General features: G+C 69.6%; 10 protein-coding genes. 3 read left to right on the top strand and 7 right to left on the bottom strand.

Annotation, left to right across the window (positions count from 1 at the left end):
* Window positions 1-53: 53 nt before the first annotated feature.
* From dxs to dut, 5 genes are all read right to left on the bottom strand, one after another.
* Window positions 54-2,003, bottom strand: a complete 1,950-nt coding sequence (gene dxs, locus P5G46_RS01060) for a 1-deoxy-D-xylulose-5-phosphate synthase (protein ID WP_239275248.1) — start codon at window positions 2,001-2,003, stop codon at window positions 54-56.
* 177 nt (window positions 2,004-2,180) lie between these two features.
* Entirely contained in the window at window positions 2,181-5,021 is a 2,841-nt protein-coding gene (locus tag P5G46_RS01065) for an aconitate hydratase (RefSeq protein ID WP_408904778.1), read from the bottom strand.
* 136 nt (window positions 5,022-5,157) lie between these two features.
* Window positions 5,158-5,907, bottom strand: coding sequence for a DUF3159 domain-containing protein (locus P5G46_RS01070; RefSeq protein ID WP_408904779.1), 750 nt, complete (start codon window positions 5,905-5,907; stop codon window positions 5,158-5,160).
* On the bottom strand, window positions 5,904-6,512 hold the full coding sequence (locus P5G46_RS01075) for a DUF3710 domain-containing protein (RefSeq protein ID WP_239275252.1): 609 nt from the start codon (window positions 6,510-6,512) through the stop codon (window positions 5,904-5,906). The genes P5G46_RS01070 and P5G46_RS01075 overlap by 4 nt, the downstream gene beginning before the upstream one ends.
* A complete protein-coding gene (dut, locus tag P5G46_RS01080; RefSeq protein ID WP_239275254.1) occupies window positions 6,509-6,964 on the bottom strand; it encodes a dUTP diphosphatase in 456 nt (151 codons plus the stop codon). Before dut ends, P5G46_RS01075 begins: the two co-directional genes overlap by 4 nt.
* Before the next feature lie 12 nt (window positions 6,965-6,976).
* Between dut and P5G46_RS01085 the strand changes: the two genes are divergently transcribed.
* The gene (locus P5G46_RS01085; protein ID WP_239275255.1) at window positions 6,977-7,468 is read left to right on the top strand and encodes a DUF3093 domain-containing protein; all 492 of its coding nucleotides are present in this window, start codon (window positions 6,977-6,979) and stop codon (window positions 7,466-7,468) included.
* Here the strand turns inward: P5G46_RS01085 and P5G46_RS01090 are convergent.
* Window positions 7,443-7,736 carry a DUF4193 domain-containing protein gene (locus P5G46_RS01090; RefSeq protein ID WP_239275256.1) on the bottom strand — a complete coding sequence of 98 codons (294 nt, stop codon included), beginning with the start codon at window positions 7,734-7,736 and terminating at the stop codon, window positions 7,443-7,445. The genes P5G46_RS01085 and P5G46_RS01090 overlap by 26 nt on opposite strands.
* A gap of 211 nt (window positions 7,737-7,947) precedes the next feature.
* On the opposite strand from P5G46_RS01090, the gene sepH reads away from it, so the two are divergent.
* A complete protein-coding gene (sepH, locus tag P5G46_RS01095) occupies window positions 7,948-8,997 on the top strand; it encodes a septation protein SepH (protein WP_408904780.1) in 1,050 nt (349 codons plus the stop codon).
* 35 nt (window positions 8,998-9,032) lie between these two features.
* Here the strand turns inward: sepH and P5G46_RS01100 are convergent, their stop codons facing one another.
* Window positions 9,033-10,160, bottom strand: a complete 1,128-nt coding sequence (locus P5G46_RS01100; protein WP_408904781.1) for an alkaline phosphatase family protein — start codon at window positions 10,158-10,160, stop codon at window positions 9,033-9,035.
* 70 nt (window positions 10,161-10,230) lie between these two features.
* Between P5G46_RS01100 and P5G46_RS01105 the strand changes: the two genes are divergently transcribed.
* On the top strand, window positions 10,231-12,690 hold the full coding sequence (locus P5G46_RS01105; protein ID WP_375095606.1) for a DNA gyrase/topoisomerase IV subunit A: 2,460 nt from the start codon (window positions 10,231-10,233) through the stop codon (window positions 12,688-12,690).
* Window positions 12,691-12,702: the final 12 nt, after the last annotated feature.

Consider the following 12,702-nt stretch of genomic DNA (forward strand, 5'->3'; position numbering starts at 1 on the left):
GACAGCGGCGCCGTCCCCGAGGGGGCGGCGCCGCTGTCGTGTACGGAAAAGCCCTACGGGCGCGACTTCTCCCACTCGTCCAGCGTGGGAACGGCCCCGGTCGGCGTCTGCCGGGCCATCGGGATGCGCGTCCCGAGCACCTGGGCCACCACGTCGTGGGCGATCTTGGACGCCGTGAGACCGGCATCCTCGAGGATCTGCTCTCGAGACGCGTGATCGATGAACTCATCGGGGATGCCGAGCTCGTCGACCGCGGTGTCGACGCCGGCTTCGCGCAAGACCTGCCGAACGCGGGTGCCGACGCCGCCGACGCGGATTCCGTCCTCGATCGTGATCACGAGGCGGTGTTCGCGCGCGAGGTCGACGATGGACGGCTGCACGGGGATCGCCCAGCGGGGGTCGACGACCGTGGCACCGATCCCCTGCGCGCGCAGACGCTCGGCGACCTCCATTGCGAGATGGACCATGGGGCCGATCCCCACGAGGAGAACATCGTCGGAGGACCCGCGGGCGAGGACGTCGACACCGTCCGGCAGGCGCTCGATCGCCTCGAGATCGGCCGGGACCCCTCCCTTGGGGTAACGGACGACCGTGGGGGCGTCGTGGACGCCGACGGCCTCACGGAACTCTTCGCGCAATCGCTTCGCATCGCGGGGAGCGGCGATCCGGATGCCGGGCACCAGCTGCAGCATCGCCAGATCCCAGATGCCGTGGTGGCTCGGGCCGTCGGGGCCGGTGACCCCGGCACGGTCCAGCACGAACGTGACACCGGCCTTGTGCAGGGCGACATCCATCATGACCTGGTCGAAGGCCCGGTTCATGAAGGTGGCGTAGATGGCGACGACGGGATGCAGGCCACCGAAGGCGAGGCCCGCCGCCGAGGCGACCGCGTGCTGCTCGGCGATACCGACGTCGTACACCCGCTCCGGGAAGCGCTCGGCGAATGACTGCAGACCGGTGGGGCGCAGCATGGCAGCGGTCATGGCGATGATGTCGTCGCGCTCTGATCCGACGGCGGTGAGCTCTTCCGCGAACACGTCGGTCCACTGCTGCCCACCGGCCGAGCCGAGCGCCTCGCCCGTGACGGGGTCGATCTTGCCGACGGCGTGGAACTGGTCGGCCGTGTCGCTCAGGGCGGGCGCGTAGCCGCTGCCCTTGTCGGTGATGGCGTGCACGATGACCGGTGCGCCGTAGGACTTCGCCAGTTCGAGCGTCTCGATGAGGGACTCGAAATCATGGCCGTCGATGGGACCGAGGTACTTGATGTCGAGGTTGCTGTAGAGCGCCTCGTTGTTGGTGAACCGCGAGAGGAAGCCGTGCGTGCCACCCCGCACGCCGCGGTAGACCGCGCGCGCAGCGGGCCCCAGGCGGCGGAACAGGGTGTCGGAGCTGCGGTGCAGGTGGCGGTACGCCTCGTTGGTGCGGACGCGGTTGAGGTACCGGGCCATGCCGCCGATGGTCGGGGCGTAGGAGCGGCCGTTGTCGTTGACGACGATGACCAGGTTGCGGTCGTTGTCGTCGCTGATGTTGTTCAGCGCCTCCCACGTCATTCCGCCGGTGAGCGCGCCGTCACCGACGACGGCGATGACGTGGCGATCGGTGCGCCCCGTGCGCGAGAACGCCCGAGACACACCGTCGGCCCAGCTCAGCGAGCTCGACGCGTGCGAGGACTCGACGATGTCGTGCTCGCTCTCGGAGCGTTGCGGGTAGCCGGCGAGGCCGCCGCGGGAGCGCAGCTTCGCGAAATCCTGTCGACCGGTGAGGATCTTGTGCACGTACGACTGATGGCCGGTGTCGAAGATGATCGGGTCGGCCGGTGAATCGAAGACGCGGTGCAGGGCGATGGTCAATTCGACGACGCCGAGGTTGGGACCGAGATGGCCGCCCGTGCGGGCGACGTTCTCGACGAGGAAGGAACGGATCTCGGCGGCGAGTTGCCGCAGCTCATCGGGCGTGAGTCCGTCGAGGTCACGGGGACCGTGGATGCCGGGTAGGAGAGCCATGTGACTCCTCTCGTGCGGTGCGCGCAGAGGTCCGCGCGTCAGTCGATTCTAGTCTCGGCAGTGAATACGGGCTCGGCAACGGCTTGCGCGCGGCGCCACCTCCAGCGCGTGAGTCGCCAGGGGGAACGCGACCGCGCCCCGGGGGCCGAGGCTCCCGGGGCGCGGATCGGGCGGAGATCAGACGAGCGAACGCAGCACGTACTGCAGGATGCCGCCGTTGCGGTAGTAGTCCGCCTCACCGGGGGTGTCGATGCGGACCACGGCGTCGAACGTCACGGTCTGCTTGCCCTCGGGCGAGAACTCGCTCGGCTCGGCGGTGACCTTGACCGTCTTCGGCGTCACACCCTCGTTGAGCTGCTCGAGGCCCGCGATCGAGACGATCTCGGTGCCGTCGAGGCCGAGGGACTTCCAGCTCTCGCCGGCGGGGAACTGCAGCGGGACGACACCCATGCCGATGAGGTTCGAGCGGTGGATGCGCTCGAAGCTCTCGGTGATGACCGCCTTGACGCCCAGGAGGTTGGTGCCCTTGGCCGCCCAGTCACGCGACGAGCCCGAGCCGTACTCCTTGCCACCGAACACCACGAGGGGAGTGCCCTGCGCCTGGTAGTTCATGCTCGCGTCGTAGATGTACGACTGCGGGCCGCCGGGCTGCGTGAAGTCGCGCGTGTACCCGCCCTCGACGATCTGACCGTCGTTGACGGCGGCGACCATCTCGTTCTTGAGGCGGATGTTGGCGAAGGTGCCGCGGATCATGACCTCGTGGTTGCCGCGACGCGAGCCATAGGAGTTGAAGTCCTTCTGCGCGACGCCGTGCTCGGTGAGGTACTGCGCGGCCGGGGTGCCCGCCTTGATGTTGCCGGCGGGGCTGATGTGGTCGGTCGTGACCGAGTCGCCGAGCGTCGCCATGACGCGCGCACCCGTGATGTCGCGGACCGGCGCCGGCTCCATCGTCATGCCGTCGAAGTAGGGCGCCTTGCGCACGTACGTGGAGTCGGCATCCCATTCGAAGACCGGACCGGTCGGGGTCGGCAGGTTCTTCCAGCGCTCGTCGCCCTCGAAGACCGTGGCGTACTGCTGGATGAACTGCTCGCGCGAGATCGACGCGTCGATGATCGACTGCACCTGGTCGGGCGCCGGCCAGATGTCCTTGAGGAAGACATCGTCACCGTTCTGGTCCTTGCCGAGCGGATCGGTCTCGAAGTCGAAGTTCATCGAGCCGGCCAGCGCGTACGCGACGACGAGCGGCGGCGAGGCGAGGTAGTTCATCTTCACGTCGGGGCTGATGCGGCCCTCGAAGTTGCGGTTGCCCGAGAGGACCGCCGTCACGGCGAGGTCGTTCTCGTTGATCGCCTCGGAGACCTCCTCGATGAGGGGGCCCGAGTTGCCGATGCAGATCGTGCAGCCGTAGCCGACGGTGTAGAAGTCCAGGCCCTCGAGCGCCTTGTCGAGACCCGACTTCTCGTAGTAATCGGTGACGACCTTCGAGCCGGGGCCGAGCGTCGTCTTCACCCACGGCTTGCGCTTGAGGCCCTTGTCGACCGCGTTCTTGGCCAGCAGGCCCGCCGCGATCATGACCGACGGGTTCGAGGTGTTGGTGCAGGAGGTGATGGCCGCGAGGGTGACCGCACCGTTGTCGAGGAGGTACGACTGTCCCTCGGGCGTGGTGACCTTGACCGGCTTCGAGGCGTTCGCCGGGTGACCGGACGAGATCAGCACCTCGGGCTCGGCGACCTCTTCGGCCTCTTCGCCCGGAACCGAGCCGGGGTCGGATGCCGGGAACGTGCCGTCGACCTCGAGGTCGACGATCGAGTCCGACGTGGATGCCGCGGCGTAGTTGAGGATGTCCTTCTCGAACTGCGACTTGGCCTCGGAGAGCAGGATGCGGTCCTGCGGGCGCTTGGGGCCGGCGATCGAGGGCACGACCGTTCCGAGGTCGAGCTCCATGTACTCGCTGAAGACGAGTTCGCGGGCCGGGTCGTGCCAGAGCTTCTGCTCCTTGGCGTACGCCTCGACGAGCGCGACCGTCTGCTCGTCGCGACCGGTGAGGCGCAGGTACTCGAGCGTGACGTCGTCGATGGGGAACATCGCGGCGGTGGAGCCGAACTCGGGGCTCATGTTGCCGATGGTGGCGCGGTTCGCGAGCGGCACGGAGGCCACTCCCTCGCCGTAGAACTCGACGAACTTGCCGACGACGCCGTGCTTGCGCAGCATGTCGGTGATCGTGAGCACGACGTCGGTCGCGGTCACGCCCGCGGGGATCTCGCCGCTGAGCTTGAACCCGACGACGCGCGGGATGAGCATCGACACGGGCTGACCGAGCATGGCGGCCTCGGCTTCGATGCCGCCGACGCCCCAGCCGAGGACGCCCAGGCCGTTGACCATCGTGGTGTGCGAGTCGGTGCCGACGCACGTGTCGGGGTACGCGCGCAGCACACCGTCGACGGTGCGGTCGTAGACGACCTTGGCGAGGTGCTCGATGTTGACCTGGTGGACGATGCCCGTGCCCGGCGGGACGACCTTGAAGTCGTCGAAGGCGGTCTGGCCCCAGCGGAGGAACTGGTAGCGCTCACCGTTGCGCTCGTACTCGATCTCGACGTTGCGCTCGAGGGCGTTCTCGCTGCCGAAGAGGTCGGCGATGACCGAGTGGTCGATGACCATCTCGGCCGGCGAGAGGGGGTTGATCTTGTTGGGGTCGCCGCCGAGGGCCGTGACGGCTTCGCGCATCGTGGCCAGGTCGACGATGCAGGGCACGCCGGTGAAGTCCTGCATCACGACGCGTGCGGGGGTGAACTGGATCTCGGTGTCGGGCTCGGCATCCGGGTTCCAGGAGCCGAGGGCGCGGATCTGCTCCGCGGTGACGTTGGCGCCGTCCTCGGTGCGGAGGAGGTTCTCGAGCAGCACCTTGAGGCTGAACGGGAGCTTCTCGTACCCGGCGACGGTGTCGATGCGGAAGATCTCGTAGTCGGTACTGCCGACCGTCAGGGTGCTCTTGGCACCGAAGCTGTCAACCGTGGACACGATCGTCTCCTTCGTCGGCGAATGCGCGAGCGTCGGCCCGCTCGTCTCCCATCTTCCCCACGCGGCGAACAGGATGCCAGGAAGGCCGACCTAACCGCGTGGGCGGGAGATTTATCTTGATATCAAGATAAATATATCAGGACTCGCGGCGGGGGGAGAGCGCGCGCACGGCGAGCCAGGTCACGGCGAGCATCGGCGCGAACAGCGGCAGGCCCATCACGATCTTGAGGGTGCCCAGGGTGGTGACGTCACCGGCGAAGTACAGCGGCAGCTGAACGATCAATCGCGCGGCGAACAGCACCGCCCAGCCCAGGGAGAGCAGCGAGTAGACGCGGCGCTTGCGCTTGTCGGCGCGCCAAGAAGTGCCCTCGCCGAGAAGGTACCCGGCCGCCAGTCCGATGAGCGGCCACCCGACGAGGACCGAGACCAGAAAGGCGGTCCCGTATGCCCCGTTCGTGAAGAAGCCGAAAACGAAGTTGTCCTGTCCGCGCCCGGTGAACAGCGCCAGGAGCGCGGCCGCCACCGTCGCGAACAGTCCGCCGAGGGCGGCACTCGGCGGGGACTTCGCGACGAGGCGGGCGATCGTGAAGACGAGGGCCAGACCCACCGAGACACCCAGGCTGAGAGGGAGGTTGCCCTGCCGGGTCTCGGGATCGACCGTCACGGTGAACAGCACGACGAAAGCCAGCGACGGCAGCACGGATTCCAGGATGCCGCGCCATCCGCCCATGGCCGCCCACACCGCTCCCCCGGTCGACGAGTGCTTCGACGGGTCGAGCCCGGCGCGCCGGGCCGCGTTGCCGAGCGCTGCGGACACGCTGTCGGCGGCGCTCGGCGGCTCGAGCGGGATGCGGTCGGCGTCGTCGGGACGCGGCGCCTCGCTCATGCGGTGCCGGGGGTGTTCGGCATCCGGAGCGGGATGAGATCCCGCGGCGGCATCGGAGACCCGCCGCGCACCACCACGATCGAGCGGAAGAGGTCCTCGACCGCGGCGGCCGCGTCGACATCCGAAGCCGCGGCTCCGCCGATCACACCGCGGAGGAACCAGCGCGGACCGTCCACACCGACGAAGCGAGCCAGGCGTTTGGCCGACCCGTCCGCGCCGGCGACGACGGGAACCTCGGCGAGCAGCTCCGGACCGAGGGGGCCCTCGCGCTCTTCGACGCGCCCGCCCTGCTGCTTGACCTGCTGGCGGATCTGCTCGCGGGTCTCGGCCCACAGCCCGCTCGTGCGCGGCGCGGCGAAAGGCTGCACCTGCAGGGTCGATTCGGCGTAGTCGAGGCCGACGGCGACGATGCGCTTGGTCTGCTCCTCGACCTCGAGTCGCAGGTTCAGGCCCTCACGCGGGAGGATCTTGATGCCGCCGAGGTCGATGTAGGGGCGAACGGCGTTGGCCTCGGCCTCATCGAACGGGCCGGCGGTCTCGCGATCGACGGGCCCGCTCTTCGCGGGCGGCGCGGCTTCGATCTGCTGTTCGGAGTCGTCGGTCATCGGGTGCTCCCTGAGGGGGTCTGGTAGCCGCTGGATCCAAAGCCGCCGACTCCTCGCACACTGGCGGGGAGCTCGTCGACGGGGATGAAGCGAACGGGCGGGACGGGCATGACGATCAGCTGGGCGATGCGGTCGCCGACGGCGATCTCATAGGCCTCGTCGAGGTCGGTGTTGAGGAGAGCGACCTTGATCTCGCCGCGGTAGCCCGCGTCGACGGTGCCGGGCGAGTTCACGATCGTGATCCCGTGCTTGGCCGCCAGACCGCTCCGCGGCACGACGAACGCGGCATAGCCGTCGGGCAGCGCGATCCGCACACCCGTGCCGACGAGCGCGCGCTGGCCGGGCTCGAGGCGCACCGCCTCGGCCGCGACGAGGTCGGCGCCGGCGTCCCCGGGGTGGGCGAAGACCGGAGGCTCGGATGCGACAATGAGGACGTCCACCGTTTCGGTCACCCCACGAGGGTAATGCAGAAGAGGGGGTGCGGCATCCGCACCGGAATCGAGTACCGCGAACGTCTGAGCCCATCGCTGTGGGCGCTCGTGGCGGCCGCTGTCTGCGGGCCGATGGCGGCACTGGTCTTCTCGCCCATCGACACCACGCTGGCGCTCGTGATCGGACTGGTCGTGGCGGTGGCCGTGGTGGCGGCGCTGGTCGCGCTCTCCCCCGTCGTCGAGGTGAGCGACGGTGAACTTCGGGCCGGGCGCGCGCACATCCCGGTCGATCTCCTGGGGATTCCCGCCGGGGTCGTGGGAGACGAGGCCAGAACGGCCCGCGGGAGTGGTCTCGACCGGCGGGCCTTTCACGTGATCCGGGGCGGGATCGACGGGATCGTCACGGTTCCCGTGACCGATCCCGAGGACCCGACCCCGATGTGGGTGGTGTCCACCCGGACGCCGGATCGCCTTGTCGCGGCGATCCAGCGTGCTCAGGTCAGGCTGCGCACTCCCGGCAGATGAAGCCGGGGCCGCTCTCTTCGGCGATCTGCGAACGGTGCTTCACCAGGAAGCAGTTCATGCAGGTGAACTCGTCCTCCTGAGGGGGGAGAACGACGACGTCGAGCTCGATGTCCGACAGGTCGGCTCCGGGCAGCTCGAAGCCTGAGGGGTTGTCTGCATCCTCGTTGTCGATCGACCCCGACGTCTTGTCGGGTACGCGCTCCTTGAGGGCCTCGATCGACTCGCTGTCGTCCTCGGTCTTGCGGGGTGCGTCGTAATCGGTGGCCATGCGTGAAGGTCTCTACTTCCGGTTTTTCGTGGTGCATCGCCCGAACGGGCGGCCATAGTTTGCATGACCCGACCCCGATAAGCAAATGCGCTCGACGGAGTGTGCCGGGGCTGCGAGGCGTCAAACTCGCGGCGCGCCCGCGATATTCCCGGCTCCGGGCCCGGTGCCGTGTCAGCATGGGCGTCGACCGCAGATCGGAGGGGTGTTTCGCATGGAACAGCTCAAAGTCATCGGAACCGAGGATGACGTTCTCGTCGTCGCGACCGAGACGGGCGAACGATTCGCCCTGCCGCTCGACGAGGTGCTGCGCGCAGAGGCGCGCCGTGCGCGCCGTGGGCGCGAGCACGACGACGAGCGCGCGCCCCGCCCGAGCCCGCGCGAGATCCAGGCGCACATTCGTGCCGGGCTCTCGGCGCGCGAGGTCGCGACCCTGCTGAGCGCCCGCGTCGAGGACGTCGAGCGTTTCGAGGGTCCGGTTCTGGCGGAACGGGAGCACGTGGTGGCGCAGGCTCTCGCCGTGCCCGTCCTCCTGGGCGGTGCTCTCGAGCAGGACGCGCCGATCACTTTCGGTGCGGCTGTCCGGGCCAAGCTCACCGAAGCCGGTGCATCGTCGGAGCGATGGACGAGCTGGAAAGACTCGTCCGGCTGGATCGTGAAGCTCGAGTTCACGGCCAATGACATCGATCACGACGCACGATGGGGCTTCGATCCGCGTCGCAGCAGTCTCTCGCCGCAGAACTCCGACGCGATCCAGCTGTCGCGGCAGGGCTCGCTCCCCGAGGGGCTGATCCCCCGCCTTCGCGCACTCGACACTCCGCTCCCCAAGGACGACTCGCGGTTCGACAGCGGGGCCTTCGGCCCGCGGCGCCTCGACATTGAGGACGAGCCCGGCGTCGAGGCGACGGGACCCGTCGCGTCCGCCGTGCAGGCGGCAGCCATCAAGCGTGCGCCGGATGCGCCCGTCACGTCCTCCGAGACCGCCGACCTCCTCGAGGCGTTGCGGCGCCGTCGCGGCCAGCGCGAGCCGCTTCCCGGGCCCTCAGAAGCCCGTGAGCCCGAACCGCGCACGCCGAGCGCGCCCGTGGCGTTGTTCGACGCGCTCGAGCCGGGGTACGTCGCCGAAGAGTCCGAGGTCGAACGGGAGGCGGAGCGAGCGCCCGCTGTTCCGTCGGCACCGGAGTCCGGGCGCCGTGCCAAGGGGCGGCCGTCGATGCCGTCGTGGGACGAGATCGTGTTCGGGGCGCGCACCGACGAGAGCTGACGTCCGGCTCCGGGCCGGCGCTGCCGGGTTCGAGTTCAGGCGAACGCACCGAGACGCACGAGCGGCACCGTGCGCTCCTCATCCGTCAACGATCCGTGCTGTCCCACCATGCGCTGCGGACGCTTGTCCGCCTCGCGGTCGTCGTAGTACGCGAACCGGCCCCGCGCCGCGACGATCACGTCGCCGATCCGGTCGCGCACGTCCGCCGCCACCGTGCCGAACAGTCCGGCTCCGATGGCCTCATGCCGCGTCATGACCCACGCGCGGGAATGCTCCCGTTCGCGCCAGCGGGCGGCGACGGCATCCCTCTCACCGTCCGCGGTGTACAGATGGAGCATGCGCGGTTCTCCGCCGATGAGATCCACGCCGTCGACGAGCGGGTCGTCGTCGGTCAGCAGCACGTGCCGGTGCGCAGGGACGTCGACCATGCCGTGGTCGGCGGTGACGAGGACGCCCGTGCCACGATCGATCGCGCCGGCGAGGTCGCGCGCGGCGGTGTCGACCCTCTCCAACGCGTCGATCCAGCGGTCGGACTCCCAGCCGTCGCGGTGCCCCGCGCTGTCGAGGTCGGGCGCGTACAGGTAGATGAGCGCTCCCGGATGCCGTGCGGCGAGGTCCGCGGCGATCGCGGCGCGCTCACGGACGTCGCTCGCTGACACGAACTCCGCGCCGCGGAGGGTCGCGGCGGTGAAGCCGGTCCCGGTGTACTCGGGGCGCGACACGACGAAGCAGGGTCGCCCGCGCTCGGCCTCGATCTCGAAGAGCGGGCGACTGCGCTGCCACACCCGGGGGTCGAGGCCGTCGGTCTCCCAGCCGTGCAGCTGATTGGAGGCGATCTGCGTGCCGGGGATGCGGGTGCGATAGCCCACGATTCCGTGCTCGCCGGGATCGGTTCCGGTCAGCAGGCTCGTCAACGCCGCCGCGGTGGTCGAGGGGAAGACCGTGCGGGCAGTATCGCGACGTGAGCCCGCGGACGCGAGAAAGCGCGCGTGTCCGCGGCGCTCGGCAAGGTTGTGCGCGCCCAGCCCGTCGACGACGAAGACCACGGCGCTCCGCGCCGGGGCGAACCACTCGGACCGCGCTTCCAGCGCCGCGATCGCCTCGGTCACCACACCGGTGAGGCTCCGGGCGCGCGGCGAGGCCGCCGGTAGGCTGAGAGACATCGGGGCCAGTCTTCCATACGACTCTCCGCCCCCGTCGCGAACGACGCCCGCCCGACCCGAGGCCGCACCTATGCCCGATTCCCGTTCCTCCGCCGCTTCCCCTGCCGCAGAGCGCATCGAAGACGTCGATGTCTCCGCCGAGATGCAGGGGTCGTTCCTCGAGTACGCCTACTCGGTCATCTACTCGCGAGCGCTTCCCGACGCCCGTGACGGCCTGAAACCCGTGCAGCGCCGCATCCTCTACCAGATGGCCGAGATGGGTCTGCGGCCCGACCGCGGCCACGTCAAGAGCGCCCGCGTCGTCGGCGAGGTCATGGGAAAGCTGCACCCCCACGGCGACGCCCCCATCTACGACGCCCTCGTGCGCCTCGCGCAGCACTTCTCGCTGCGCGTGCCGCTCATCGACGGCCACGGGAACTTCGGCTCACTCGACGACGGCCCCGCCGCTCCGCGCTACACCGAGGCACGGCTCGCGCCCCCCGCCCTCGCCCTCACCGAGAACCTCGACGAGGACGTCGTCGACTTCGTGCCGAACTACGACGGGCAGTTCCAGCAGCCCGACGTGCTCCCGGCGGCCTTCCCGAACCTGCTCGTCAACGGAGCGACGGGTATCGCGGTCGGCATGGCGACCAACATGGCGCCGCACAACCTCATCGAGGTCGTCGGTGCGGCGACGCACCTGCTGCAGAACCCCGAGGCCACCGTCGAGGAACTCATGGAGTTCGTGCCCGGGCCGGACCTGCCGTCGGGCGGGATCATCGTGGGCCTGGACGGCATCAAGGACGCGTACACGAACGGCCGCGGATCGTTCCGCACCCGCGCGAAGGCCGCGATCGAGTCGCTGGGCCCGCGCCGGACCGGCATCGTGATCACGGAGCTGCCCTACCTCGTCGGCCCTGAGCGCGTGATCGAGAAGATCAAGGATGCCGTGCAGTCGAAGAAGCTCACGGGCATCGCCGACGTCACCGACCTCAGCGACCGCCAGCACGGGTTGCGCTTGGTGATCGGCATCAAGACGGGGTTCGACCCGAAGGCCGTGCTCGAGCACCTCTATCGGCTGACCCCTCTCGAGGACTCGTTCGGCATCAACAATGTCGCGCTGGTCGATGGGCAGCCGCAGACCCTCGGTCTCCGTGACATGCTGCGGGTGTACCTCGACCACCGCATCCGCGTCGTCACGCGGCGCAGCGAGTTCCGGCTCGCCCGTAAGCGCGAGCGCCTGCACCTGGTCGAGGGTCTGCTCATCGCGATCCTCGACATCGACGAGGTCATCCAGGTCATCCGTTCGTCCGACGACGGCGAACAGGCGCGTACGCGGCTGCAAGAAGTGTTCGACCTGTCGCACCCGCAGGCCGAGTACATCCTCGAGCTGCGCCTGCGGCGCCTCACGAAGTTCTCGCGCATCGAGCTCGAGGCCGAGCGCGACCAGCTGCAGGCCGAAATCGATCAGCTGGTCGAACTGCTGGGGAGCGAGACGCTTCTGCGCGGTCAGGTCGCGAGCGAACTCGAGGCCGCGGCCGAGGCCTACGGCACCCCCCGCCGCACCATGCTGCTCAATGGCGGCCCCGTCCAGCCGCGCTCGGCGAAGGCCGCCGCGGCCGCCGATCTGCAGATCGCCGATGCCCCGTGCCGCGTCTTCCTCTCGGCGACGGGGCGTATGGTGCGAGCCGAGCTCACTGCCGACGCACCCGGCGGTGGAGTCGTTCCGCCGGCGAGGCGGGCGAAGCACGACGCCGTCCGCTCCGCGGTCGACACGACCACCCGCGGTGACATCGGCGCCGTCACGTCGGCCGGGCGCCTGGTCCGCTTCTCCCCCGTCGACCTTCCCTCTGTCCCGGGCAACGCCGTCCAGCTCGGCCCGGGGACCAAGATCGATCAGTACCTCGCCCTCGCCAAGGGTGAGCACGTCGTCGCGCTCGTGCCGCTGACCGACGGTCCGCCCATCGCCCTCGGCACGGCGCAGGGCATCGTGAAGCGGGTCGCGGCGACCGAGCTCGGCACGAAACCCGAGATCGAGATCATCTCCCTTCGCGACGGTGACCGCGTCGTCGGCGCAGCACCGGCATCCGATGCCGCGGAGCTCGTGTTCGTCGCGAGCGACGCGCAACTGCTGCGTTTCGACGCCTCGTCCGTGCGGCCGCAGGGACGTTCGGCCGGTGGCATGGCCGGCATCCGCTTGTCCGACGGCGCGCACGTCATCGCTTTCGCCGTCGTGGGCGGCTCGGCGTTCGACGCGGTGGTGGTCACCGTGGCGGGCTCGTCGGCGGCGCTGGCGGGAACGGATGCCGGCAGCGCCAAGGTCTCGGCCTTCACGGAGTTCCCGGCCAAGGGGCGGGCGACGGGTGGCGTTCGAGCGCAGCGTCTGCTGCGTGGGGAGGACGCACTGACCCTCGCGTGGATCGGTTCCGACCCGAGGGCCGTGGGAACCGACGGCGCCGTGCGGGCGCTGCCGGAACCCGGCGCCAAACGGGACGCGTCGGGTCAGCCCCTCGATGCGGTCGTCGGCGCGATCGGCACCGCGATCCGCTGACCCGAGGGCCCA

This window comes from Microbacterium mcarthurae (genome assembly GCF_046064585.1).
GTDB classification, from domain to species: domain Bacteria; phylum Actinomycetota; class Actinomycetes; order Actinomycetales; family Microbacteriaceae; genus Microbacterium; species Microbacterium mcarthurae.